This window comes from Pandoraea faecigallinarum (assembly GCF_001029105.3).
GTDB lineage: Bacteria > Pseudomonadota > Gammaproteobacteria > Burkholderiales > Burkholderiaceae > Pandoraea > Pandoraea faecigallinarum.
Map to the genome: position 1 here is coordinate 2,219,692 of NZ_CP011807.3, position 25,852 is coordinate 2,245,543.

Genomic DNA, 25,852 nt, shown 5'->3' on the forward strand with positions numbered 1-25,852 from the left:
AGAGGAACGCCGCGCATGAATGAACTGCAGCTGAGCTTGATTGCCGCAGGGGTAGTGGTACTGCTGGGGGTGGTCGCCTATAACGCCTGGCAAGGCAGCAAGGCACGCGCGCGCATACCGCGTCGCATGCCGGTCGATGGTGCGGACATCGACACAAATGTCGGCGCCCCTGACGCCGATGACGACCGTCCGTTCATCGAACCCACGCTTTCGCCGCCGCGCGTGCCTGCGCACTCGGTTGAGCGCCGTGAACCGACGCTGGGACCGGCAACCGCCGGTACGTCGGTGCAGGATGCCTTTGCGATCAACGAAGATGCCTGGGATGCGCCGCCTGCCGCACGCAAGCGCGCCGCGCAGGAAGCCGCTGCGCGTGCCGCTGCCGAGGGGGCGGATGGCGGCGAGCCGGGTGTCGTCGCCGAAGCTTCGCCTGCACGCCAGCCTGGCGATGACGATCCGTCTCACGAATCACAGGAGGCCGCCGTGGCCAGCGCCGTAGCACGCGTCGATGCCGAGCTTGCTGCCGACGACACCGTCGATGCAGCGACTGCGGGCGCTGCGGCCGCGGCAGCGGGGGCGCTGGACCTCCCGGATGCCGCTGCCCGGCCGGGCGGCGAGGCTGCTGCCGAAGCGGCGCCGTCGGCATCGGCCGGTCCGGCATCGTCCGTGCCGTCCGCGGTAGCCACTGCGCCGGTAGCCGCTGCCCGCTCCGCAACGCCGAGCGGCCCGCCGTCGATCATCGACGAGCGCATCGATTGCATCGTCGAATTGCCGTTGGCGAACATGGTGGCCGCGGAGCGCCTGATGCCCCTCACGGTACGGATGCGTCGTGCAGGCAGCAAGCCGGTCAATGTCGAAGGCCGCCTGGACGAAAGCTCGGTCTGGGAACCCATTCGCACGGGCGGACGCTATCACCAGTTGCGCATGGCCGTACAACTGGCCAATCGCGCGGGGGCGTTGAATGAGGTCGAATTCTCCGAGTTTTCGAATCTCGTTCAAACGCTGGCCGACGCCGTGGATGCCCTGCCGGAGTTGCCGGACATGATGGAGACGGTCGCGCGTGGCCGCGAACTCGACGGCTTTGCCGCGCAGTGCGACGCGCAACTGTCGGTCAACGTGCTGTCGGACGGCGCCCCGTGGTCGGCGAACTACGTTCAGGCAGTTGCCACGCAGGACGGCTTGCTCCTCTCGCGCGACGGTATGCGGTTCGTGAAGCTCGATGCGCGTCAGAATCCGGTGTTCATGCTGCAATTCGGCGACACCAACTTCCTGCGAGACGACCTGACGTACAAGGGCGGTGACCTCATCACCATGCTGCTCGACGTGCCGGTCGCCGACGAGGACCTGTTGCCGTTCCGGCTGATGTGCGACTACGCGCGTTCGATCGGACAGCGTATCGGTGGCCGCGTCGTGGACGATCAGCGTCGTCCGCTCTCCGATGCTGCGCTGCAAAACGTCGACAAACAGTTGCTCAAGCTCTACGAACGCCTTGAGGCACGGGGGTTGCCCGCCGGTTCGCCGGTCACGCGCCGCCTGTTCAGCCAGTAAATTCAAGGCGGTACGCGGCAGGGGCGATCTTGTTGCGCACCGCGTTCGATGCACGCCGTTCACCGTTGGGTGAGCGGCGTTTTTGTTCCGATTGATTACACCTATCGATGGCGCCCATAGGCGTATGTCGAAGGCATAATGTTCTGACTTCTCGTATCCCGAGTCTTGCACGCATGTCCCAAACTTCCGTTCCGGGTCAGGGCGCGAATGCCCATACGGCCGCCGACGCTACGGCAGCAGCACAACGTGCCGCCGAACTGCGCATCGAACTGGCGCGCCACAACCGCGCGTATTACGAAGACGACGCGCCGCTCATTCCCGATGCCGAGTACGACCGCCTGTTTGGCGAACTCGCCGCGCTGGAAAGCAACTTTCCCGAGTTGCAGCGTCCCGACTCGCCGACGCAGCGGGTCGGCGGCAAGCCCGTGGAGGGATTTGCGCCGGTCGTGCACCGCGTGCCCATGCTCTCGCTGAACAACGGTTTTGAAGACGAGGATGTCGAAGCCTTCGATCGTCGTGTGTCGGATGGATTGCGCGAGCTCGCCGCCCCGAATGCGTCGTCCGGCGATTTGTTCGGTTCGCCCGATGCGCCAGTCGAATATGCTGCGGAGTTGAAGTTTGACGGATTGGCGATCGCGTTGCGTTACGAACACGGCGTGCTGGTGCAGGCTGCGACGCGCGGCGATGGCACGACGGGCGAGGACGTCACCGCGAATATCCGCACGATCAAGAAGATCCCGCTGAAGCTCGAAACGGACCATCCGCCCGAGGTGCTGGAGGTGCGCGGCGAAGTGCTCATGTTCCGCGCCGACTTCGACAGGTTGAATCGGGCGCAGGAAGCTGCCGGCGAGAAAGTGTTCGTCAACCCGCGCAATGCGGCGGCAGGCAGCCTGCGTCAACTCGACTCGAAAATCACGGCCAAGCGCCCACTTTCTTTTTTTGCCTACGGCGTAGGCGAACTGGTCGGGGTGCCGATGCCCGAGACGCATTCGGGTTTGCTCGATTGGTACGTCACGTTGGGCATTCCGGTGAACGACCGGCGCGAAGTCGTGAAGGGGGCACAAGGGCTGCTGAAGTTTTATCGTGAAGCCGGCGAGGCGCGGGCATCGCTGCCTTACGACATCGATGGCGTTGTGTACAAGGTCAATCGCCGCGACGAGCAGGATCGGCTCGGATTCGTCTCGCGTGCGCCGCGTTTCGCGCTCGCGCACAAATTCCCTGCACAGGAAGCGTTGACCACACTGTTGGACATCGAGGTTCAGGTCGGCCGTACCGGCGCCATTACGCCGGTGGCCCGTCTCGCGCCGGTATTTGTGGGGGGGGCGACGGTGACGAACGCCACGCTGCACAACGAGGACGAGATTCGCCGCAAGGACGTGATGATCGGCGACACGGTCGTCGTTCGCCGCGCGGGCGATGTGATTCCCGAGGTCGTGGGATCGGTGTTGGATCGTCGCCCGGCCGATGCCCGGGCCTTCGTCATGCCGAGCGCGTGCCCCGTGTGCGGATCGGCCATCGAGAAATTGCCGGACGAGGCGATTGCCCGATGCACAGGCGGCCTGATTTGTGCGGCACAGCGCAAACAGGCGCTGCTGCATTTCGCGCAACGTCGTGCGCTCGATATCGAGGGGCTGGGTGACAAATTGGTCGAACAACTCGTCGATCAACAGATCATTCGGACCCCGGCCGACTTGTTCAAGCTTGGCGTAGCGAAGCTGGCGGCGCTTGACCGGATGGCCGACAAGTCCGCGTCCAATCTCGTGGCGGCGCTCGAAGCGGCGCGCCACACCACGCTGGCGCGTTTTATCTTCGCATTGGGCATTCGCCATGTCGGCGAGGCGACGGCAAAGGATCTGGCGCGCCATTTCGGCAAGCTCGACAACCTGATCGGCGTATGCAGGCGCGATTCCGACCTCGCGGAACTGCTTGCCGTGCCGGACGTCGGACCCATTGTGGCGGAGTCGATCAACAATTTCTTCTGCGAAGATCATAATGTCGAAGTGATCGAGCAACTGCGGGCGGCCGGTGTCACATGGCCGGAGTCGGATCCCGAGGCCGTGGCGCCGCTGCCGTTGGCAGGCAAAACGTTCGTGCTGACGGGCACGCTTCCCACGCTTTCTCGCGACGAGGCGAAAGCCATGCTGGAGGCACAGGGCGCGAAGGTTGCCGGGTCTGTTTCTGCGAAAACCGATTACGTTGTGGCGGGCGCGGAAGCGGGCAGCAAGTTGGCGAAGGCCGAGGCGCTGGGTGTGCCGGTGCTCGACGAGGACGCTATGCGCGCGATGCTGGCCGCGCTTTGATGTGAGGACCCAACCGATGATTCGCGACATTTTGAAGATGGGCGATCCGCGCTTGCTGCGTATCGCCAAACCCGTCGAACAATTCGGCACTCCCGAGCTGGACGAGCTCATCGCCGACATGTTCGAAACCATGAAGCATGCGAACGGGGCCGGGCTTGCCGCGCCGCAGATCGGTGTCGATCTGCAAGTGGTGATCTTTGGCTTCGAACACAACGAACGCTACCCGGACGCGCCGGAAGTCCCGGAGACGGTGCTCATCAATCCGACCATCACGCCGCTCACGCAGGATATGGAAGAGGGATGGGAGGGATGCCTGTCGGTGCCAGGCCTGAGGGGTATGGTCAACCGCTATTCGATGCTGCGTTACGAAGGGTTCGATCAACATGGCCATGCCATCGATCGCGTAGCGGAAGGGTTCCACGCCCGAGTGGTTCAGCACGAATGCGATCACCTGATCGGCAAGTTGTATCCGATGCGCATTACCGATTTCAGCAAGTTCGGATTTACCGAGATTCTCTTCCCGGGACTGGATCCGAACAGCGACGATTGATGAGTCGATCGATGGATCGACGGCGTCATAGTGTGTTTTGTGATTCCTGAGGCTATGCGAGTGTTTCGACCGGTACGGATGCAGAAAGCTCGCCTTGATGAAGTGACCCCCAATCGTTGGACATAAGTCCAACCCTTGGGGGTTTTTTCATGGCCAAGTTCGCGATGAACCGGTGTCGACTCAGAAGCCCTCGCCAGCACGCAGGTAGCGCCATTCACCGACCGGGAGATTGCCGAGGGTGATGCGCCCCATGCGCACACGTTTGAGGCCGGTTACATGCAGACCGACCAATTCGCACATTCGACGGATCTGGCGCTTCTTGCCCTCCTTGAGCACGAAGCGCAGTTGCTCCGGGTTCTGCCACTCGACTTGCGCGGGCTTGAGCGGTTGGTCGTCAAGTTCGAGGCCATGGCGCAGCAGTGCCAAACGGTCGGCCGGGAAGTGTGCCTGTACGTTCTGCGTGTGCTCGTTGTACGAGACGCGCACGAGGTATTCCTTCTCGATGTCCGAATCTTCGCCGATCAGTTGCTTGGCGATGCTACCGTCTTGTGTGAGCACCAGCAGGCCGGTCGAGTCGATGTCGAGGCGTCCGGCGGGTGCAAGGCTGCGCAGGTGCGAAGGCGAGAAGCGTACACCGGCGTCGTCTTCTGCCCAATGATGTTCGCTCGTGACGAGCACGACGGCAGGGTCGTAGCCATCTTCGGCTTGGCCGGAGACGTAGCCCACGGGCTTGTGCAACAGGATGGTCACTCGATTGGCCTGTTCCTTTTGCGCTGCCTGAACGACGGTAATTTCCTGCGTTGGCAGAATTTTTGTGCCGAGTTCCTTTACGACTTTGCCGTCGACACGCACCCAGCCCTTGGCGATCCACTCGTCGGCCTCGCGGCGCGAGCAAAGGCCCAACTCGGACATGCGCTTGGACAGACGCAGCGACCCGGCGGCATCGTGATGAATCTTGATGTCGTCGTCATCGTCACGTTCAACGCGCGGTGCCCGTGCAGGACGCGCGGAACGTTGCGCCGGTTTGTTCCCCTCATCGCGACTGAAACGGCCACGCGGTGCGCGGTTATCGAAGTTGCCGCGTGCACCCCCTTCGGTGCTGCGACGCGGACGGTCGTCCCCGAAGCGACGCGGTGCGCGGTTGTCGAAGTTGCCGCTTGCGCTACCCTCCGTGCTGCGACGCGGACGGTCGTCCTCGAAGCGACGCGGTGCTCGGTTGTCGAAGTTGCCGCGTGCGCTACCCTCGATGCTGCGACGCGGACGGTCGTTCTCGAAGCGACGCGGTGCGCGGTTGTCGAAGTTGCCGCGTGCGCTACCCTCGATGCTGCGACGCGGACGGTCGTCCTCGAAGCGACGCGGTGCTCGGTTGTCGAAGTTGCCGCGTGCGCCCCCCTCGGTGCTGCGACGTGCACGGGACTCGTCCTCGAAGCGGGCAGGGCGAGCCCCTGCCACACGCTCGCGCTGACCACGTGCCGGCGGGCGTTCCCCTGTCTGGCGCTTCTCGTAAGGGGTACCGCCGCCAACCGGCTTGCGGGATGCGCCGCCGCTGCCGCCGGGACGACGTACGCCTCCCGGCGTTGCTGCGTCCTCCACCGGACGCGGACGAGCCGGCTTGCCGGCTACCTTCTTTTTCACGCCGCTGGCATCGAGCATGGACGCGGGCACCGATTTGGTCGGACGACGCAACGCGCCGGACGAGCGCACGGGGGCGCGGGTCTTGTCGAGGGTGCGGGGATGTTTGGCGCTCAGTTTGGCGCGCGGGGTATCGCTCATGGTTCCAATGCTTCGAGTAATTCGGTCTCAACGGCAATTTGCAGACGGCTATCCTGCAAACGGCTGCCATCGAGCAGGAACGTATCTTCGACACGTTCGCCGAGGGTATTGATGCGGGCGGTTCGCACACTGACGCCATGACGCGCAAGCACGCGAGCGACCGCGTATAGCAGACCGGTGCGGTCGTTGGCCGACACCGACAGCAGGTAGTACTGGCCGCGCTCGTCGGGCCGTAAATCGACGCGCGGTGTGACCGGGAAACTGCGCGAGCGTCGTGGCAGGCGACCCTTGTTCGGCTCCGCCAGCGGTTCCGCTTTCGTTAGCAGCGACACCAGTTCACTTTCCACCAGATTGATGATGTCTCGATAGCTGGTGTCCAGCCCAGGGTCGGTCAGCAGGAAGCTGTCGAGAGCGAAACCATGGCTTGTCGTGTGCACCTTGGCGTCGAGAATCGACAAGCCCTTGCGCTCGAAATAGCCGCAAATGCGAGCGAATAAATCGACCTGATCGCGCACATAGACCAGCACTTGCAGGCCTTCGCCAATTGGAGACGGACGCGCTTTGACGATCGGTGATGCGCTGTCGACATGACGCCACAAATGTCGCGTCTGCCATGCGACGTCCGCCGGATCATTGCGCAGGAAATACGCGACATCCAACGTGTTCCAGAGCGCTTCCTGCGCACGTTCGGGCACCGTGTACAAACGCAGCAATCCGAGCGCTTCTTCCTTGCGCGTTTTCAGTTGCGAATGCGGATCGGGGTTCGCGCCGCCCAGCACTTGCAACGTCAGACGATAAAGATCTTCGAGCAGCTTTCCCTTCCAGGCATTCCAGACCTTCGGACTGGTGCCTCGAATGTCCGCGACCGTCAAAAGATACAAGGCCGTCAGACGCCGCTCGTTTTCCACCTTCTCCGCGAAGCGGCGGATGACTTCCGGGTCGGTCGTATCCTGTTTCTGCGCGACTGTGCTCATCGTCAGATGCTCACCCACGAGCCAGACGATCAGTTCGGTGTCTTCCTTGCTGATGCCGTGCCGGGTGCAGAAGGTACGCGCGTCGACCATGCCCAGCGTGGAGTGGTCGCCGCCGCGCCCCTTCGCAATGTCGTGAAAGAGCGCGGCAATCGTGAGCACCCACGGCCGGTCGAAGTTTGCGATCAGTTGGCTGCAAAACGGATATTCGTGCGTATGCTCCGCCACCGCGAAGCGGCGAATGTTTCGCACGACCATCAGAATGTGCTGATCAACGGTGTAGACGTGATACAGATCGTGCTGCATCTGACCGACCACTCGGCGGAAGTTGATCAGATAGCGACCCAGCACGCTGGTCTGATTCATCAGCCGCAAGGCGTGGGTGATGCCCTGCGGCTGCTGAAGAATTTCCAGGAATGTGCGTCGGTTCTCGGGATCGGAGCGCCACTGCGCGTTCATCGATTCACGCGCGTTATACAGCGCGCGCAGCGTTCGTGCCGAGAGGCCCTTCACACCGACGACCTGCTCATATAGCAGGAACGTCTCGAGGATTGCATTCGGATGACGCTCGTAAAGCCCGTCGTCCACGATCTCGATCATTCCCTGCTTTTCGACGAAGCGCTCGTTGATCACGCGGGTCACGCCACTGGTCTGAGGGAACAGCCGCGCCTCGACATTCAGCAACAGCACCGTGTTCAACTGAGTGACGGCTTTCGCCGCCCAGTAGTATCGGCGCATGAGTTGTTCGCTGGCGCGTTTCGTCGTCGTCGCCTCGAAGCCCAGGCTTTGGGCCAGCGCGGTCTGAAGATCGAACACGAGCACATCCTGACGGCGTCGCGCGAGCAAATGCAATCGCGCACGCAAACCTTTCAGGAACTGCTCATTGCGCCTCAGCTCCTTGAGCTCGCGGTCGGTCAACAGGTCGCGAGCAGACAACTCGGTCCAACTGTTGCCGAGACCTGCCGCCTTCGTCATCCACAAAATGACCTGAAGGTCGCGCAGCCCACCCGGACTTTCCTTGCAGTTTGGTTCAAGACTGTACGGCGTGTCCTGATACTTCGCGTGCCGCTGGCGAATCTCCAGCTGTTTGCTGCGGAAAAAAGCGAGTGGGTCGAGATCAGCCGAAAAGCGCTGCTGGAACTCGTCGAAAAGCGCCTGATTGCCCGCGAGAAGACGGGATTCGAGCAGACTCGTCTGTACCGTGATGTCGGCGTGCGCTTCCGATATGCACTCGTCGACGGTGCGGACCGACGAGCCGATCTCGACGCCAATGTCCCACAGGAAGCCGATAAAAGGCTCAACGTGCTGGATGAGCGCCTCGTCCTCGGCGTTGCGATGCAACAACAGGATGTCGACATCCGAATACGGGTACAACTCCCCGCGCCCGTATCCGCCGACCGCGACCAGGGCAAAGTCGTCCGGCATCCCGTACTCGGCCCACGCCTCCCGCATGGACCGGTCGACCGCGTGACACAAACCGTGCAGCAGCACATCGATCTTGCCGTGCGTGGAAAAGCGCTCGACGAGTTCGGCTTTGCGGTCCTTGAGGGCCTGACGTAGCGGAGACGGGGCGTGTGCACGTGCGTGCATGGCGGCTTCCAGAAGGTGGTGTAACGAATCAGGCCGCAATGGCCGGGAGCATGCCGGTAAAACGTCGACCGATGAAAGTCGATGAAAAACAAGCTAACGAAAACCGTCGACAAGGACTCGTCAGGTGCCGATGCAAGCTGCTGACACGGTCAAACGGTCGCCGATATTGCCCGCAACCGGATCCGGGCGCTCAGGTGCTTGCGGCGAACGACGTGACATACGACGAGCCCGGCGGCGGTGGCGGGGTCAGCGCCGAACGCGTGAGCACCTCATGGCCGGTCTCCGTCACCAGTACCGTGTGTTCCCATTGGGCCGAGAGACTGCGATCGCGTGTCTTGACGGTCCACTGGTCCGGCATCGTACGAATTTCGCGCTTGCCTGCATTGATCATCGGCTCGATCGTGAAAATCATGCCGGCCTGCAATTCGAGGCCGGTACCCTGACGGCCGTAGTGCAGAATCTGCGGATCCTCGTGAAATACCTGACCGATGCCATGCCCGCAGTACTCACGCACAACGCTATATCCCTGCGCCTCGGCATGCGTCTGAATCGCCTGGCCGATGTCGCCCAGATGGGCCCCCGGACGAACCTGATTGATCCCGAGCCACATGCATTCGTAGGTCACCTGGGCCAGACGCTTTGCGAGAATGGTGCCGTCACCCACGATGAACATTCGGCTCGTGTCCCCGAAATAGCCGTCCTTGATGACGGTGATGTCGATGTTCAGCGCATCGCCATTCTTGAGCGTCTTGTCGCCCGGAATGCCGTGACAGATCACATCGTTCACGGAGATGCAGGTGGCCTTGGGGTAGGGCGGGTAGCCGGGCGGCTGGTAGTTCAGCGGCGCCGGTACCGTGCCTTGCTCCTTGACCATGTATTCGTGGCAGAGGCGGTCAAGCTCCCCCGTCGTGACGCCGGCTCGCACGTGCGGCGTAATGAAGTCGAGGACTTCGCTGGCCAGACGGCAAGCGACGCGCATCATTTCAATGTCGTGGGCATTCTTGAGGGTGATGGCCATTGCGGGATGGGACAAATTGCGTAAACAGTGACGCATTATCGCATCAATGACAGGTTTTGGCCTTGCCCGGCGCGGATTTCGGAGCGTTCCGACGATGAATTGCCGTGATTCCGCCCGGTGTCGCGCAATGGGCGTCGAACCCGCCGGCAAGCCGCGCAAACCGGGCATTCACGGTCTGTCATGGCATGTTCACGTGCCGCTTGAGTGCCGGCCCACGCCGATGCTATAATCTCGGGCTAAGTCGAGGACGAGTTGTCAATAAGGCCGAGGGTTTCCCCTCAGGTTTTGACGAAATTCGCCGGGGTTTTGGGGGTGTTTTGCCCCAATTTGGTGCCAAATGGTGCCAAATGGTGCCAAAAAGCGGTGCGCCCCGGGGTTTTCGGACGGCAAGGTCGTCATTGGCTTGGAAATTTTGAAATCGCGGGCCGGCGCACCCAGGGTGCCCGATTTTCGCGGACGGGTCATGCAAAGCTGTGTGGCAGTCTGACGAAGCGGGTACGGCAGCCGGTCTAAGACCTAACCCTCACGGAGAATCACATGTCTGTCACGATGCGTCAGATGCTGGAAGCGGGCGTCCACTTTGGTCACCAAACCCGTTTCTGGAACCCCAAGATGGCCCCCTATATCTTCGGCCATCGCAACAAGATTCACATCATCAACCTCGAAAAGACGTTGCCGATGTACCAGGACGCGCTGAAGTATGTGCGTCAACTGGCAGCGAACCGCGGCACGATCCTGTTCGTGGGCACGAAGCGTCAGGCGCGTGACATCGTGGCGGAAGCCGCGGCACGTGCCGGCATGCCTTACGTCAACAACCGTTGGCTGGGCGGCATGCTGACGAACTTCAAGACCCTGAAGTCGTCGATCAAGAAGCTCAAGGACATGGAGCAGGCGCTGGAAGCCGGCGAACAAGAGCGCATGAGCAAGAAGGAAGCGCTGCTGTTCGATCGCGAAATGGCCAAGCTGCAAAAGTCGATCGGTGGCGTTAAGGAAATGGGCGGTATGCCCGACGCCATTTTCGTCGTTGACGTCGGCTATCACAAGATTGCCATCACCGAAGCCAACAAGCTGGGCATTCCGGTGATCGCAGTGGTCGATACGAACCACTCGCCGGAAGGTGTGGATTACGTGATCCCGGGTAACGACGACTCGAGCAAGGCGGTCGAGCTGTACGTTCAAGGTGTTGCCGACGCGATCCTGGAAGGCCGTGCGAACGCCGTCAAGGAAGTCGTTGAAGCCGTTCGCGGCGAAGGCGACGAGTTCGTCGAAGTGAACGAAGAGGCGTAAGCGGCCACCGCTGCGTAACAAAGGGGGCTGCTTGTGGCGCCCCTTTTTTTTAGTCCGATTTCCCCGCGTCGGGTGTGCGGATCGCCATGGGGCGGGCAGTGAGGCCGCCCGGGTGACGTCTCTCCCGACTGATTCGATATACAGGAGTAACGATATGCCGGCAATTACCGCAGCAATGGTGGGCGAACTGCGCGCCAAGACCGATGCGCCGATGATGGAATGCAAGAAGGCGCTGACCGAAGCCGACGGCGACATGGTCCGCGCTGAAGAAATCCTGCGTGTCAAGCTGGGTAGCAAGGCCAGCAAGGCCGCAAGCCGCATCACCGCCGAAGGCGTGATCGCTGCTTACATCGACGGCGGCAAGGGAGCCGTGGTCGAAATCAACTGCGAAACCGACTTCGTCTCGAAGAACGACGACTTCCTGAAGTTCGCCAACGACCTGGCCAAGCTCGTCGCCGAGAAAAACCCGGCCGACGTCGCCGCCCTGTCGGCCCTGCCGCTCGAAGGCAAGACCGTCGACCAGGTCCGTGCCGACCTGATCGGCAAGATCGGTGAAAACATGACGATCCGTCGCTTCCAGCGCTACGAAACGTCGGCCAAGCTGGCCGCTTACCTGCACGGTACGCGTATCGGCGTGGTCGTCGAGTACGACGGTGCGGACGCTGAAGTCGGCAAGAACGTCGCCATGCACATTGCCGCCATGAAGCCGGTCGCTGTGTCGGGTGATCAGGTGTCGCCGGAACTGATCGAGAAGGAACGCAAAGTTGCCGCCGAGAAGGCCGCCGAATCGGGCAAGCCGGCCGAGATCGTCGCCAAGATGGTGGAAGGCAGCGTGCAGAAATTCCTGAAGGAAGTCTCGCTGTTCAACCAGACGTATGTGAAGGACGACAAGGCCACCGTCGAGCAGATGCTCAAGGCCAACAACACCACGGTCAAGGGCTTCACCATGTTCGTGGTCGGCGAAGGCATCGAGAAGAAGCAGGACGACTTCGCTGCTGAAGTTGCCGCTCAGGTTGCCGCTGCAAAGCAGTCGTAATTCGCGCAGTGCCGTAGTACCCGGGGGCGGCGGTGCCGTCCCCGTTGTTTCATCCAGAATACCCCCACAGTGCCCGACCAGACTTCTTAAGGACCGCCATGTCTACTCCTTACAAACGCGTACTTCTCAAGCTTTCTGGTGAAGCCCTCATGGGTGACGATTCGTTCGGCATCAACCGCGCAACCATCGAGCGGATGGTTGGCGATATCGCCGAAGTCGTTCGCCTGGGCACGCAATTGGCCGTCGTGATCGGCGGTGGCAATATCTTCCGGGGTGTGGCAGGCGGCGCCGCCGGTATGGACCGCGCAACGGCCGACTATATGGGGATGCTCGCCACGATGATGAACGCGCTGGCGCTGCAAGACGCCATGCGTCACGCCGGCATCGAAGCGCGTGTGCAGTCCGCGCTGCGTATGGACCAGGTTGTCGAACCGTACATTCGTCCGCGTGCGATCCGTCAGCTCGAAGAGGGCAAGGTCGTGATCTTCGCCGCCGGTACGGGTAATCCGTTCTTCACGACCGATACGGCCGCGGCGTTGCGTGGTTCGGAAGTCGGCGCCGAAGTGGTGCTCAAGGCGACCAAGGTCGACGGCGTGTACTCGGCCGACCCCAAGAAGGACCCGAACGCGGTAAAGTACTCGACCATCAGCTTCGACGAGGCGATCTCGAAGAATCTGCAGGTCATGGACGCGACGGCTTTTGCGCTGTGCCGCGATCAGAAGATGCCGGTGCGCGTTTTCTCGATCGTGAAGCCCGGTGCGCTCAAGCACGTCATCCTTGGCGAAGACGAGGGAACGCTCGTCCACGTTTGAGTTCAAATTGCGGCGTCGGCGTGCATTGGCGCGCCGACGCCGTATCATTTATGTTTGCGTAACAAATTTCAAGGTTTGGAGGTTGCCATGAGCGTTGCTGACGTCAAGAAGAATGTCGAGCAAAAGATGAAGAGCTCGATCGAGTCGTTCAAGAACAACCTGGCGAAGATTCGTACCGGCCGCGCGCACGTGGGCCTGCTCGATCACGTTCAGGTCGATTACTACGGTTCGATGGTGCCCATCTCTCAGGTTGCCAACGTGAGCCTCGTCGATGGCCGCACGATCGGTGTGCAACCGTGGGAAAAGAACATGGTTGCCAAGGTCGAGAAGGCGATCCGCGAGTCGGACCTCGGTCTGAACCCGGCCACGCAAGGCGATCTGATTCGCGTGCCGATGCCGCAACTGACGGAAGAGCGTCGTCGCGAGATGACCAAGCTGGTCAAGTCGGAAGGCGAAAACGCCAAGGTGGCCGTGCGTAATCTGCGTCGCGATGCCAATGAGCAGCTCAAGAAGCTGGTGAAGGACAAGGAAATTTCGGAAGACGACGAGCGCCGTGGCGGTGACGACGTCCAGAAGTTCACCGACAAGTTCGTCGCCGAGATCGACGAGTTGGTGAAGCAGAAGGACGCCGAGATCATGACGGTCTAAGTGCTTCGGCACTCACCGTAAGATCTCCGCAGACTTTCGCGCTCGACTCCCGCACCGTATCTCAATGGGTTTTCTCAGCTCTACGCTTTCTGCTCCCGAGACAGCGAGCATTCCGCGCCACGTTGCCATCGTCATGGACGGCAACGGGCGTTGGGCTACCAGTCGTAAATTGCCTCGCGTTGCGGGGCATAAGCGGGGCGTTGACGCCGTGCGAGAAGCGGTGACCGCGTGTGCCGAACTCGGCGTCGAATACCTGACCCTGTTCGCGTTCAGTTCCGAGAACTGGCGTCGGCCGCAGGATGAGGTTTCGACGCTGATGCAGTTGTTCATCCTCGCGCTCGAGCGTGAAGTGGGCAAATTGCACAGCAACGGTATTCGGCTTCGCGTGATCGGTGCCCTCGAAGCGTTCGAGCCGCGCATTCAGGAACTCGTGCGCCGCGCAGAAGAGCGTACGCAGGACAACAAAGGTCTCACATTGACCATCGCAGCCAACTACGGCGGGCGATGGGATATTCTCCAGGCCGCTCGGAAGCTTGCCGCTGCGCGTGTTGCGCAGGGCGGGGCAGAGGCGCTCGAGACATCGTTCTCGGAGGACGATCTCGCGCCGTATCTGAGCATGGCCTATGCGCCGGAACCGGATCTCTTCATCCGTACCGGCGGCGATCAGCGCGTCAGTAATTTTCTGCTTTGGCAACTGGCGTACACTGAGCTGTATTTCACCGAAGAATTCTGGCCGGACTTCAACGCCAATACCCTCAAACGCGCCGTTGCAGAGTTTCAGCAGCGCGAGCGCCGTTTCGGCCGTACCAGCGCGCAAGTCCAGAACCCCTCGGGACAATCCGCCTGATGCTCAAGACACGCGTTATTACCGCTGTCGTACTTCTCGCCATTCTGTTGCCCGTGATCTTCGTCGGTACACCGGCGCAGTTCGCATTGCTCGCGGCCGTAATCGTAGCGGCGGGGGGATGGGAATGGGGCCGTCTGGTCGGACTGAACGGCACCGGCGCCGTCTTCTACGGTGCGCTCGCCCTGCTGGGCGTCGGCCTTACGTGGGCGGGCGGATGGATGCTCTCACCGATCTGGCTCAAGCCGGCCGCCGTTTTCTGGGTGTTGGCCGGTCCCTATACGCTTGCGCGCAGACCCGCGACGAAGGGCGCATGGCGCGGCCTGTTGCTCGTCGCCGGTCCCGTGCTCCTGATCGCCGCGTGGCAGGCACTTTGTCTGGCGCGTGAGCGCGGCGTGGCGTTCCTGCTTTCCGTGCTTGTGATCGTCTGGCTGGCGGACACCGGCGCCTATTCCGCCGGGCGCGCCTTCGGCAAGCGCAAGCTGGCGCCGTCCATCAGTCCCGGAAAGTCCTGGGAAGGCGCCGTCGGCGGATGGTTGCTGGTGCTGGCGGTAGCGGCGGCCGTGCTTGCCAGCGGCTTGCAGGCACCGACCATCGTGTCTCATCTCGCCAGTACGCAGGGGCTGGGTGTCGGCGCACTGACGCTCACCATGCTGGTGGCCTTCTCGGTCGTGGGCGATTTGTTCGAATCTCAACTCAAGCGGCAGGCCGGCGTGAAGGATTCCAGCGCGCTGCTGCCCGGCCATGGTGGCGTGCTCGACAGAATCGACGCATTGCTGCCGGTGCTTCCACTGGCTCTGCTCTTCGTCTGATCATGTCGCAACGTCTCTCCATTCTCGGCTCCACTGGCTCCATCGGCGTTAGCACGCTCGATGTCGTGGGGCGCCATCCCGACCGCTTCTCGGTCTATGCGCTGTCGGCGCACCGCAATCTCGATCGTCTCTTCGAGCAGTGCGTCGCTCATCGCCCGCAAGTGGCTGTCGTGGCCGATGCCGAGGGCGCTGCCGTGTTGTCGGCGCGTCTGGTGGAGGCGGGGCTGAAGGTCGATGTGGCATACGGCCCGCAAGCGCTGATCGACATCGCCGAGGCAGCCGAGCCAACGATGGTCGTCGCGGCGATCGTGGGTGCCGCTGGTCTGCAGTCGACGCTGGCGGCCGCGCGCGCGGGCAAGCGCATTTTGCTTGCGAACAAGGAATCCCTGGTGCTCTCCGGCGCGCTGTTCATGGCGACCGCCGAGCGTGCCGGTGCCACGCTGCTGCCGCTCGATAGCGAACACAACGCCATTTTTCAGTGCTTGCCCCAGGTGGCCGGTGAGAACCGCATTTCCACGCGTGGCGTGGAGAAATTGGTGCTGACCGCTTCGGGGGGGCCGTTTCGCGAACGCGAACTGGCATCGCTTGAAAACGTGACGCCGGACGAAGCATGCGCGCATCCCAACTGGGTGATGGGGCGCAAGATTTCGGTGGATTCGGCCAGCATGATGAACAAGGGGCTCGAAGTGATCGAGGCCCATTGGCTGTTCAATATGCCGCCGGAGAAGATCGAGGTGTTGATCCACCCGCAAAGCGTGATCCATTCGATGGTCACCTATACGGACGGTTCCACGCTGGCGCAGCTCGGCAATCCCGATATGCGCACGCCGATCGCGCACGCGCTCGCGTTCCCGGATCGGGTGACGTCGGGGATTGCCGGGCTGAACCTCGCCGATATCGGCAAGCTGACGTTCGAAGCCCCGGATCTGCGTCGCTTCCCGTGCCTGCGTCTTGCATTCGATTCGCTGCATCGAGGCGGCACCGCCGGCGCATTGCTCAACGCGTCCAACGAAATTGCCGTGGCGGCGTTCCTTGACGGACGTATTCGTTTCACGGCCATTGCGCAGGTCGTCGAGCAGGTGCTCGATGCCGTGCCGGTGGGCGAAGCCACATCGCTCGACGTTGTGCTCGACGCCGACCGTCATGCGCGTGAACTGGCGACGGCCATCGTGGCCAAGCTGCCCGCGCCAGCGCGTTCCTGACGCCGCTGATCATGTCGTAACGTCCCCGGGGTCTGTCCGCTCATGAATCTGTTGACCACGTTGCTTGCGTTCGCCATCGCCATTGGCGTGCTGGTGGTGTTCCATGAGTTGGGCCACTATACGGTCGCGCGCCTGTGCGGCGTGAAGGTGCTCCGGTTTTCCGTGGGGTTCGGTGCGCCGCTGCTCAAGTGGACGATGGGCCGGGACCGCACGGAATGGACGATCTGCGCACTGCCGCTCGGCGGTTACGTCCGCATGCTCGACGAGCGCGATGAGACGCAGATCGTGGCGCCCGAGGACAGGGCGCGCGCATTCAACCAGAAGTCCGTCTACAAACGGTTCGCTATCGTGGCGGCCGGCCCCGTCGCCAACTTCCTTCTTGCCATTGCGCTGTACGCGAGTCTGAATCTTGCCGGCGTCACCGAACCGGTTGCCCGCATTGCGCCGCCCGCTCCCGGAACGCTGGCGGCACGGGCGGGGTTGTCGGGCGGCGAACTTATTACCGGCGTCCGGAAAAACGGGAGGAATCCCGACGAGGCGAACGCAGACGAGACGGCCGTTCGTTCGTGGGAGGATCTGCGCTGGCGCCTCGTCGACCCGATGATCGAGGGACAGCGCGTGACGCTGGTGGCGCGCACACGGGACGGTCGTGCCGAATACACGCTGGATGCGGCCGGGCAGCACTTCGATGCCGATGGCGAACAAGACTTCATGCAACGTCTGGGTCTGGTGCCATCGGCGCGAGTCAAAGTGGGGCAGATCATGGCGGGCGGGGCGGCAGGACTCGCGGGACTGCGCGTCGGCGACGAAATTACCGCGGTCGACGGCAGTCCGGTGACGTCCGCCAAGGGATTCGTGGACGCGGTGCGCGCCCACCCGGCGAAGCCGATGACCTTGACCGTGCGCAGGGAGGGCAGTGTGCGCAGCGTCACGTTGACACCTGCGGTCGAAATCGATCCGGCAGTGGACGGGGGCGTGCGCGTCGGCAAGATCGGTGCGGCACTGGCGAGCCAGGTCGATTCCGTGACGGTTCGTTACGGTTTGTTCGAGGCCATCGGTCGAGGGGCGCAGCGTACGTGGGAAGTCACGACGTTCAGCGTGCGGATGTTTGGGAAGATGATCGCGGGCCAGGCATCGCTCAAGAATCTGAGCGGGCCGGTCACGATTGCAGATTACGCAGGACGTTCTGCGCGGCTGGGGCTGGACTATTTCATCGCCTTTCTGGCGCTTGTCAGCATTAGCCTCGGCGTATTGAATCTGTTGCCGATTCCGGTTCTGGACGGTGGCTATCTGTTATATTATGCGGTCGAAGCGATTACCGGTCGGGCAGTTTCCGAGCGGTGGCAGGGCGCGCTGCAACGAGTGGGCATCGTTTGCATCCTTGCGCTCTCTGCCGTAGCACTTTTCAACGACCTGTCGAAGTTGCTGCACTAGGACAGCGTCACGTGCCTGCCGGTCGCAGGCAAATCCGAGTTTTTACGATTCAATTGTTTCTTGGGGAAGCAAGTTGTCGAATAAATACCACCTTGTTCCGAAGACCCTGGTGATTGCGGTTCTGGCGGCACACAGTTTCCTGGCACGCGCCGTCGAGCCGTTCGTGGTCAAGGATATCCGAGTGGAGGGCTTGCAGCGCATCGAACCCGGAACCGTGTTCTCGTACCTGCCGGTGAAACCGGGTGACAAGTTCAACGATGATAAGGGCACCGAAGCAATTCGTGCCCTTTATGCCACGGGCCTGTTCTCGGACGTGAGCGTTGAAGCGCAAGGCAGCGTGCTGGTGGTGCACGTCAACGAGCGTCCCGCCATCGCTTCCATCGACTTCCTCGGCATCAAGGAATTCGACAAGGATGGTCTCAAGAAGGCATTGCGCTCGGTCGGCCTGACCGAAGGCCGCAGCTTCGACCGGAACCTGCTCGACAAGTCGGAGCAGGAACTCAAACGTCAATACCTTACGCGCGGTTACTACGCTGCCGAGGTCAAGACGACGGTCACGCCGCTCGAACGCAATCGCGTGGGTATTCAGTTTTCCGTGACGGAAGGCCCGAAGGCCACCATTCAGCAGATCAACTTCGTCGGCAACAAGGCCTTTTCGTCGTCGGACCTGATGTCCGAAATGGAACTGGGCACGCCGAACTGGCTGTCGTGGTACTCCAAGAACGACCTGTATTCCAAGGACAAACTGACGGGTGACCTGGAAAAGCTGCGCTCCTTCTATCTGAACCGCGGCTATCTGGAATTCAACATCGACTCCACCGACGTTTCGATCACGCCGGACAAGGACGAGATGTTCCTGACGATCAACCTGCACGAAGGCGAGCCGTACAAGGTGTCGGACGTAAAGTTGTCGGGCGAGATGCTCGGCAAACAGGACGACATCCAGAAACTCGTGCAGCTCAAGGCGGGCGACACGTTCTCGGCAGCCAAGCTGCAAGCGAGCACGAAGGCCATTTCGGATTTGCTGGGTAACTACGGTTTCGCGTTCGCAAGCGTGAATGCGCAGCCGACGATCGACCGCAACAATCACACGGTCGCGTTGACGCTGACGATCGATCCGGGTCGTCGCGTGTACGTTCGCAAGATCAACATCGTAGGCAACTCGCGTACGCGTGACGAAGTGATTCGCCGCGAACTGCGTCAGCTCGAAAGCTCGTGGTACGACGCCGATCGCCTCAAGCTGTCGCAGGACCGTATCAACCGTCTGGGTTACTTTACCGACGTCAACGTGACGACCGAGCCGGTGGCCGGTTCGAACGATCAGGTCGACCTCCAGGTGAAGGTGGAAGAAAAACCGACGGGCACCATCAACGTGGGTGCGGGCTTCTCGTCGACCGACAAGGTGGTGTTGCAAGCCGGTATCAGTCAGGACAACGTGTTCGGTTCGGGAACGTCGCTATCGGTGAACGTCAACACCGGTAAAACGTACCGTACCCTGGCTGTCACGCAGGTCGATCCCTACTTCACGGTCGATGGTGTCAGCCGTATTACCGACATCTACTACCGCACATATCAGCCGCTGCTGCTCACGAGCGATTCCGATTTCCGTATCAACACGCTCGGTGGCAACCTGAAGTTCGGTGTGCCGTTCTCGGAAGTGGATACGGTCTTCTTCGGTCTGGGCTTCGAGCAGACGCGTCTGCACCTCACGAGCGACGGTACGACGCCGCAGCGCTACATCGACTACGCGAACCAGTTCGGCTACGTCAGCAACAACTATCCGCTGACGGTGGGCTGGTCTCGCGACTCGCGTGACAGCGCGCTCATTCCGAACCGCGGTCACTATCAGCAGGCCAACCTGGAAATCGGCACGCCGATCGGAACGACCAAGTACTTCCGTGCCTACTACCAGCACCAGTACTACTATCCGGTGAGCCGCGGCTTTACGCTGGCCCTGAATGGCGAAGTCGGTTACGGTCACGGCATGGGCGGTCAGCCGTTCCCGATCTTCAAGAACTACTTCGCCGGCGGTATCGGTTCGGTGCGGGGCTACGAGCCGAGCTCGCTGGGGCCCAAGGACACCAACGGCGAACCGCTGGGCGGTGCGTCGAAGCTGATCGGTAACGTGGAACTCACGTTCCCGTTGCCGGGTACGGGTTATGACCGCACGCTCCGTATCTTCACGTTCCTCGACGGCGGTAACGTGTTCGATAACGGCCAGGCGATTACCTTCAATAACCTGCGCTATTCTTACGGTTTCGGCCTGTCGTGGATTTCGCCGATTGGCCCGCTCAAGCTCTCGATGGGCTTCCCGCTCGTCAAGAAGACGGGCGATCAGTACCAGAAATTCCAGTTCCAGGTCGGTACGTCGTTCTAACGACGGCGCTTCGACCGGTTCCGAACGTTTTATCGTTGTAAGGGGTAATACATTGAACGGTATCCGTAAGCATTGCCTTCGCGGCGTCGCCGCGGCGTTGCTGGCTGGTGCAGCTTTCGCTGCGTCGGCTCAGGATGCGCGCATCGCCGCTGTCAATTCGGATCGCATTCTGCGCGATTCCACACCGGCCAAGGCTGCGCAGGCCAAACTCGAAGCCGAGTTCTCCGCGCGGGACAAGGCTTTGCAGGATATGGCCCAACGTCTCAAGGCGATGTCGGACAAGCTCGACAAGGACAATCCGACGTTGAGCGACGCCGAGCGCGCCAAGCGCCAGCGCGATCTAGCCGCGGCCGACACCGAATTTCAGCGCAAACAGCGGGAGTTTCGTGAAGACCTGAACCAGCGTCGTAACGAAGAACTCGCAGCGGTGCTCGATCGTGCCAATCGCGTCATCAAGCAAATTGCCGAGGCGGACAAGTACGATCTGATCGTCCAGGAAGCGGTCTACGTGAGTCCGCGTATCGACATCACGGACAAGGTGCTCAAGACCCTGAACGCGAGTTCGGGCGGCGCCAGCGGCAAGTGACGGGCGCGCCATCCATGTCGGGATCGTCGTCCGCAGTAACCGTTACCCTCGCTCAGTTGGTCGCACGCTTCGGCGGCGACCTGGTGGGCGACGGTAACGTCGCCGTCGAGGGCCTCGCCCCGCTCGATCGGGCGGGAGCAAGCCACCTCGCTTTCCTGTCCAATCCGCTTTATCTCGCAGAAGTGCCGAATTCCAAGGCTGCTGCGGTCATTCTTTCCAAAGCCGATTTCGACAAGCTGCCTTCGCATGAAGGCCGGGCGTGGATCGTTGCTCCGAATCCGTACGCCTACTTCGCGCGCGTCGCGCAGATGTTCGCGCAGGCCGCCGCGCCGGTGCCGGCCCCAGGCGTTCATCCGAGTGCTTCGGTCGACCCCACGGCTGTGGTGCCGGCGTCGTGCGTGATCGGGCCCAACGTCGTGATCGAAGCTGGCGTGCGTCTGGGCGAGCGCGTGCGTTTGATGGCAAACGTGTTCATCGGGCGCGGCACGACGCTGGGTGACGATGTGCTCATCTATCCGAATGCGACGCTGTATCACACGACAGTCATCGGTGCGCGCTGTGTGATTCACGCCGGTGCGGTGATCGGTTCCGACGGTTTCGGCTTCGCCCCCGATTTCTCCGCCACAGGCGGCGAATGGGTGAAGATTCCGCAGGTCGGCCGGGCAGTGATCGAAGACGATGTCGAAATCGGCGCGTCGACGTCGATCGACCGTGGCGCCATGGCCGACACGGTGATCGAGCGCGGCTGCAAGATCGACAATCAAGTACAGATCGCTCACAACGTGCGTGTTGGCGCATTCACGGTGATCGCCGCATGCACGGGCATCGCCGGCAGCAGCACGATCGGAAAATTCTGTATGTTGGGGGGCAATGTCGGTATTGCCGGACACGTGACGCTCGGGGACAAAGTTATCGTGACGGCCAAGTCGGGCGTGTCGAAGTCGATTCCCGGCCCGGGCACGTATACCAGCGCGTTTCCTGCGATTCCGAACGCTGAATGGAACAAAAACGCGGCCATCATGCGCAATCTGGACAAGATGCGCGACCGCGTGCGACAACTCGAAGCGAAGGTCAAGGACCTGCAAGACAAATGAGCGAGACCACTATCAATATCGACATCCACAAGATCATGAAGCTGCTGCCGCATCGCTATCCGATGCTGATGGTGGACCGCGTGATCGACCTGGAGCCGCACAAGAACATCAAGGTTATCAAGAACGTCACGATCAATGAGCCGTACTTCACCGGCCATTACCCGCAGCGTCCGGTGATGCCGGGCGTGCTGATCGTCGAAGCGCTGGCTCAGGCCGCCGCGCTGCTCACGTTCTCGGACGAGCCGGTTCACGACGAAAACACGCTGTACTATTTCGTCGGCATCGATAAGGTTCGATTCAAGCGTCCGGTCGAGCCGGGCGATCAACTCATTCTCTCGGTCGACTTCATCAGCCACAAGCGGGGCTTCTTCAAGTTCAACGGTGTGGCGACGGTCGACGGCAAACTGGCTGCCGAAGCCGAGTTCGTTTGCATGGTCAAGAAGAACGGCGAATAATCGGAACCGAGACGCTCATGACCAACATTCATCCCACTGCTATCGTCGATCCGAAGGCGCAACTGGCCGGCGACGTCGTCGTTGGCCCTTATGCGATCGTCGGCCCGAACGTAACGATCGGCGCGGGTTCGCAAATTCTTGCGCATACGGTCGTCGACGGTCATACGACGCTGGGCGAGGGCAACAAGATCGGCCCATTCGCGTCGATTGGCGGTAGCCCGCAGGACATGAAGTACGCAGGCGAGCCGACCAGGCTCGTGATCGGCGACCGCAATACGATCCGTGAGTTCACGACCATCCACACCGGCACGGTGCAGGACGGCGGACTGACGAGTGTCGGTAACGATAACTGGATCATGGCTTACGTGCACATTGCGCATGATTGCCATGTGGCAAACCATACGGTGTTCTCGAGCAACGCGCAGTTGGCGGGGCACGTCCATGTCGACGACTGGGCGATTATCGGCGGCATGACCGGTGTGCACCAGTTCGTGCGTATCGGGGCCCACGCGATGGTGGGTGGTGCTTCGGTACTCGTGCAGGACGTGCCGTCGTTCGTGATCGCATCGGGCGACCGCGCGGTGCCGTACGGTATCAACGTCGAAGGCCTGCGCCGACGCGGTTTTAGCGCCGACGCCATTACCGCATTGCGTCACGCGTACAAGCTGCTTTACAAGAGTGGGTTGACGCTCGACGAGGCCAAGGTGCAGATTGAAGCCTTTGGCAATGCCGGTGCGCCAGACGTCTTCGAAGCGGTGCGCGCACTGCTCGATTTCCTCAACGCAAGCACGCGCGGTATCGTGCGCTGACCTATGTCGCCGACCCTTCCCGGCGCCGGCCAGCGAACCCTGGCGATGGTGGCCGGGGAGCTGTCGGGCGATCTCATTGCCGGCAACGTGCTTGCCGGCCTCAAACGAAGTCTTCCGGCCGACATCGCATACGCGGGTGTCGGTGGTCCACATATGGCGGAAGAGGGCTTCGGCGCCTATTGGCCGATCGACAAGCTCTCCGTCATGGGCTACGTCGAAGTCATCAAGCATCTGCGCGAAATTCTCTCGATCCGCAAGCAGCTTCGCGAGCGTTGGCTCGCCGAGAAGCCGCTGGCGTTCGTGGGTTTCGATGCCCCCGATTTCAATTTCGATCTCGAAATCAAATTGCGCGAGGCGGGTGTTCCGACGATTCACTTCGTGAGTCCGTCCATTTGGGCGTGGCGGGGCGGGCGTATCAAGAAAATCAAGCGCGCCGTCGATCACATGCTGTGCCTGTTCCCGTTCGAGCCGGAGATCTATCACCGCGCGGGCATCGACGCGACGTTCGTCGGTCATCCCATGGCCGACAAGATTCCAATGGTGCCGGATGTCGCGGGCGCGCGTACGACGTTGGGGTTGACGGGCGACGGCCCGGTCGTGGCGATTCTTCCCGGTAGCCGTACGTCCGAAGTGCAGCGCCTGACGCCCGTGTTCTTCGCCGCGATGCGCTTGCTCGCGAAGCGCGATCCCTCGGTGCAGTTCGTGTTACCCGCGGCGACGCCGCGTCTGCGTGCGTTGATGCAACCGGTTTTCGACGCACACGGCGATCTTCGTCTCACGGTGATCGATGGCCGTGCGCCGCTCGCGTTGGAGGCCGCTGACAGCGTACTCCTTGCGAGTGGGACGGCAACGCTCGAAGCCGCGCTGTACAAGAAGCCGATGGTGATTTCCTACAAGGTGCCCTGGCTCACTGCGCAGATCATGAAGCGACAGGGGTATCTGCCCTATGTTGGGTTGCCCAACATTCTGTGCGGCGAGTTTGTCGTGCCGGAGCTTCTGCAACATTTCGCGACGCCGGAAGCGCTGGCGGACGCCGTGTGGCAGCAACTGACCGATCCGGCGCTGCGGGAGTCGCTGCAAGCGCGTTTTACGAAGATCCACGAACAACTTCGGCAGAATACTGCCGCACGTTCGGCCGAAGTGATCGAGCGCGTGCTGCGGGAGAAGGGGCGCATATGAGCGAAGACGTGAAAGTGCGTCGGACGGTGCGCCACGTGACGTCGCGCGAACGCGCGAGCGTAAAAGCCGCGTCTGCGCAAATGGCGTTTGACCTGTTTGCCGACGTCGCCGCCGACCTGACCTGCGGGGTGGACGAAGTGGGGCGTGGTCCGTTGGCCGGCCCGGTCGTCACCGCGGCCGTGATTCTCGACCCGTCGCGCCCGATCAAGGGGCTTGCCGATTCGAAGAAACTCACGGCGCTTCGTCGTGAAGCGCTCTATGAGGAAATCGTCGAACGATCGTTGGCATTTTGCATCGCCGAGGCGAGCGTTGCCGAGATCGATTCACTGAATATCCTGCACGCGACCATGCTGGCCATGCAGCGCGCCGTCAACGGCCTGTCGCGGGTGCCGTCACTCGCGCTCATCGACGGCAATCGTTGCCCAGTATTGCCGATGCGTGCCGAAGCCATCGTCAAGGGGGACGACAAGGTTCCGGCGATTTCGGCCGCGTCGATTCTCGCCAAGGTCACGCGCGACCGGCAACTCACGGCATTGCACGATGAGTTTCCGCAGTACGGGTTCAACGAGCATGTCGGCTACGGGACACCGAAGCACCTTGAAGCGCTGCGCGCTCACGGACCGAGCCCGCACCATCGCCAGTCGTTTGCGCCGGTGCGCGAGGCGTTTGAAATTTTCGGCACGCTTACGGTGTCGCGCGTGGTCCGTTCGTCATGAAACTCATCAGTTCCAAAGACAATCCGTTCTACAAGCGCCTGAAGCAACTGGCGCAGTCGAATCAGCAGCGTCGCAAGCTGGGGCAGACGCTGCTCGAAGGCGTGCATCTGGCTGACGCTTATCTTGGCTCTCTTGGGCAGCCGCTCGTTTGCGTGGCCGCGGAGCCGGCGTTGGAAAACGACGAGGTGGCGCACATCTGGGCGGGTGTCGAGGCCGACCGCCGCGTATGTTTGCCGCAGGCGCTGTTCGAGCCGCTGTCGACGCTCGTCAATGGCGTGCCGCTTCTGTTCGTCGTGGAGATGCCGTCCGGTCATCTGCCAGCATCGCAGACTACCGACTGCGTCATTCTCGACGCGGTGCAGGACGCGGGTAACGTGGGCTCCATCCTGCGTAGCGCAGCGGCGGCGGGGGTGCGCGATGTGTACTGCATGTCGGGAACCGCACTTGCTTGGTCGAGCAAGGTGCTGCGCGCCGGGATGGGGGCGCATTTCTCGCTGAACATCGTTGAGCATTGCACGCCCGATTCCCTCGCGCCGCGCCTTGCGGTGCCATTGCTGGCTACCAGTTTGCAGGCGAGCACGTCGCTTTACGAGCGGGATCTGCGCGAGCCGGTAGCGTGGGTCTTCGGTAACGAGGGAGCGGGTGTTTCCCCGCACTGGCTCGATCGTGTGCAAACGCCCGTACGGATTCCTCAGCCTGGCGGCATGGAGTCGCTGAACGTCGCGGCATGTGCGGCTATCTGCCTGTTCGAGGCGGTGCGTCAGCGATTGCCGTAATGGCGCGCGGCGGGCACGTGAACGCCGCTCAGACGGAA

At 61.8% G+C, this 25,852-nt stretch carries 22 protein-coding genes; 19 read left to right on the top strand and 3 right to left on the bottom strand.

The window, feature by feature from the left end:
* Positions 1-15: 15 nt before the first annotated feature.
* The 3 genes from AB870_RS09960 (at position 16) to def (ending at position 4,395) form a co-directional block, all read left to right on the top strand.
* Positions 16-1,545 carry a cell division protein ZipA C-terminal FtsZ-binding domain-containing protein gene (locus tag AB870_RS09960; protein WP_047907870.1) on the top strand — a complete coding sequence of 510 codons (1,530 nt, stop codon included), beginning with the start codon at positions 16-18 and terminating at the stop codon, positions 1,543-1,545.
* Positions 1,546-1,718: 173 nt separating this feature from the next.
* Positions 1,719-3,845: an NAD-dependent DNA ligase LigA gene (gene ligA, locus AB870_RS09965; protein WP_047907871.1), complete on the top strand. Its 2,127-nt coding sequence runs from the start codon at positions 1,719-1,721 to the stop codon at positions 3,843-3,845.
* A gap of 16 nt (positions 3,846-3,861) precedes the next feature.
* Complete coding sequence (gene def, locus AB870_RS09970; protein ID WP_047907872.1) at positions 3,862-4,395, top strand: peptide deformylase; 534 nt, start codon at positions 3,862-3,864, stop codon at positions 4,393-4,395.
* Positions 4,396-4,575: 180 nt separating this feature from the next.
* Here def and AB870_RS09975 read toward each other — a convergent pair whose 3' ends face one another.
* The 3 genes from AB870_RS09975 to map form a co-directional block, all read right to left on the bottom strand.
* The gene (locus AB870_RS09975) at positions 4,576-6,168 is read right to left on the bottom strand and encodes a pseudouridine synthase (RefSeq protein ID WP_047907873.1); all 1,593 of its coding nucleotides are present in this window, start codon (positions 6,166-6,168) and stop codon (positions 4,576-4,578) included.
* Positions 6,165-8,729: a [protein-PII] uridylyltransferase gene (locus tag AB870_RS09980; RefSeq protein WP_047907874.1), complete on the bottom strand. Its 2,565-nt coding sequence runs from the start codon at positions 8,727-8,729 to the stop codon at positions 6,165-6,167. Before AB870_RS09980 ends, AB870_RS09975 begins: the two co-directional genes overlap by 4 nt.
* A 190-nt stretch (positions 8,730-8,919) precedes the next feature.
* Entirely contained in the window at positions 8,920-9,747 is an 828-nt protein-coding gene (gene map / locus AB870_RS09985) for a type I methionyl aminopeptidase (RefSeq protein WP_047907875.1), read from the bottom strand.
* 537 nt (positions 9,748-10,284) lie between these two features.
* Here map and rpsB point away from each other — a divergent pair.
* From rpsB to AB870_RS10065, 16 genes are all read left to right on the top strand, one after another.
* Positions 10,285-11,034 (top strand): 30S ribosomal protein S2, encoded by a 750-nt coding sequence (rpsB, locus tag AB870_RS09990; protein WP_039398738.1) that lies wholly within the window; start codon positions 10,285-10,287, stop codon positions 11,032-11,034.
* 154 nt (positions 11,035-11,188) lie between these two features.
* The gene (gene tsf, locus AB870_RS09995) at positions 11,189-12,070 is read left to right on the top strand and encodes a translation elongation factor Ts (protein ID WP_047907876.1); all 882 of its coding nucleotides are present in this window, start codon (positions 11,189-11,191) and stop codon (positions 12,068-12,070) included.
* A gap of 98 nt (positions 12,071-12,168) precedes the next feature.
* Complete coding sequence (gene pyrH / locus AB870_RS10000; protein ID WP_044455586.1) at positions 12,169-12,882, top strand: UMP kinase; 714 nt, start codon at positions 12,169-12,171, stop codon at positions 12,880-12,882.
* Between the two features lie 87 nt (positions 12,883-12,969).
* On the top strand, positions 12,970-13,530 hold the full coding sequence (gene frr / locus AB870_RS10005; protein WP_047907877.1) for a ribosome recycling factor: 561 nt from the start codon (positions 12,970-12,972) through the stop codon (positions 13,528-13,530).
* A gap of 64 nt (positions 13,531-13,594) precedes the next feature.
* Positions 13,595-14,377 (top strand): polyprenyl diphosphate synthase, encoded by a 783-nt coding sequence (gene uppS / locus AB870_RS10010; protein ID WP_047907878.1) that lies wholly within the window; start codon positions 13,595-13,597, stop codon positions 14,375-14,377.
* A complete protein-coding gene (locus tag AB870_RS10015) occupies positions 14,377-15,186 on the top strand; it encodes a phosphatidate cytidylyltransferase (protein WP_047907879.1) in 810 nt (269 codons plus the stop codon). Before uppS ends, AB870_RS10015 begins: the two co-directional genes overlap by 1 nt.
* Before the next feature lie 2 nt (positions 15,187-15,188).
* Complete coding sequence (gene ispC, locus AB870_RS10020; protein WP_047907880.1) at positions 15,189-16,388, top strand: 1-deoxy-D-xylulose-5-phosphate reductoisomerase; 1,200 nt, start codon at positions 15,189-15,191, stop codon at positions 16,386-16,388.
* 42 nt (positions 16,389-16,430) lie between these two features.
* Positions 16,431-17,822 carry an RIP metalloprotease RseP gene (gene rseP, locus AB870_RS10025; protein WP_047907881.1) on the top strand — a complete coding sequence of 464 codons (1,392 nt, stop codon included), beginning with the start codon at positions 16,431-16,433 and terminating at the stop codon, positions 17,820-17,822.
* A gap of 73 nt (positions 17,823-17,895) precedes the next feature.
* Positions 17,896-20,199, top strand: coding sequence for an outer membrane protein assembly factor BamA (bamA, locus tag AB870_RS10030; RefSeq protein ID WP_084663512.1), 2,304 nt, complete (start codon positions 17,896-17,898; stop codon positions 20,197-20,199).
* A gap of 52 nt (positions 20,200-20,251) precedes the next feature.
* Positions 20,252-20,785: an OmpH/Skp family outer membrane protein gene (locus AB870_RS10035; RefSeq protein ID WP_418303986.1), complete on the top strand. Its 534-nt coding sequence runs from the start codon at positions 20,252-20,254 to the stop codon at positions 20,783-20,785.
* A 14-nt stretch (positions 20,786-20,799) separates the two neighbouring features.
* Positions 20,800-21,879 carry a UDP-3-O-(3-hydroxymyristoyl)glucosamine N-acyltransferase gene (gene lpxD / locus AB870_RS10040; RefSeq protein WP_047907883.1) on the top strand — a complete coding sequence of 360 codons (1,080 nt, stop codon included), beginning with the start codon at positions 20,800-20,802 and terminating at the stop codon, positions 21,877-21,879.
* Entirely contained in the window at positions 21,876-22,334 is a 459-nt protein-coding gene (gene fabZ, locus AB870_RS10045) for a 3-hydroxyacyl-ACP dehydratase FabZ (RefSeq protein WP_047907884.1), read from the top strand. The genes lpxD and fabZ overlap by 4 nt, the downstream gene beginning before the upstream one ends.
* A gap of 17 nt (positions 22,335-22,351) precedes the next feature.
* The gene (gene lpxA / locus AB870_RS10050) at positions 22,352-23,143 is read left to right on the top strand and encodes an acyl-ACP--UDP-N-acetylglucosamine O-acyltransferase (protein ID WP_047907885.1); all 792 of its coding nucleotides are present in this window, start codon (positions 22,352-22,354) and stop codon (positions 23,141-23,143) included.
* A gap of 3 nt (positions 23,144-23,146) precedes the next feature.
* Complete coding sequence (gene lpxB, locus AB870_RS10055; RefSeq protein ID WP_047907886.1) at positions 23,147-24,322, top strand: lipid-A-disaccharide synthase; 1,176 nt, start codon at positions 23,147-23,149, stop codon at positions 24,320-24,322.
* A gap of 80 nt (positions 24,323-24,402) precedes the next feature.
* Complete coding sequence (gene rnhB, locus AB870_RS10060) at positions 24,403-25,038, top strand: ribonuclease HII (protein WP_047909046.1); 636 nt, start codon at positions 24,403-24,405, stop codon at positions 25,036-25,038.
* Positions 25,035-25,814, top strand: a complete 780-nt coding sequence (locus AB870_RS10065) for a TrmH family RNA methyltransferase (protein WP_047907887.1) — start codon at positions 25,035-25,037, stop codon at positions 25,812-25,814. The genes rnhB and AB870_RS10065 overlap by 4 nt, the downstream gene beginning before the upstream one ends.
* Positions 25,815-25,852 lie beyond the last annotated feature (38 nt).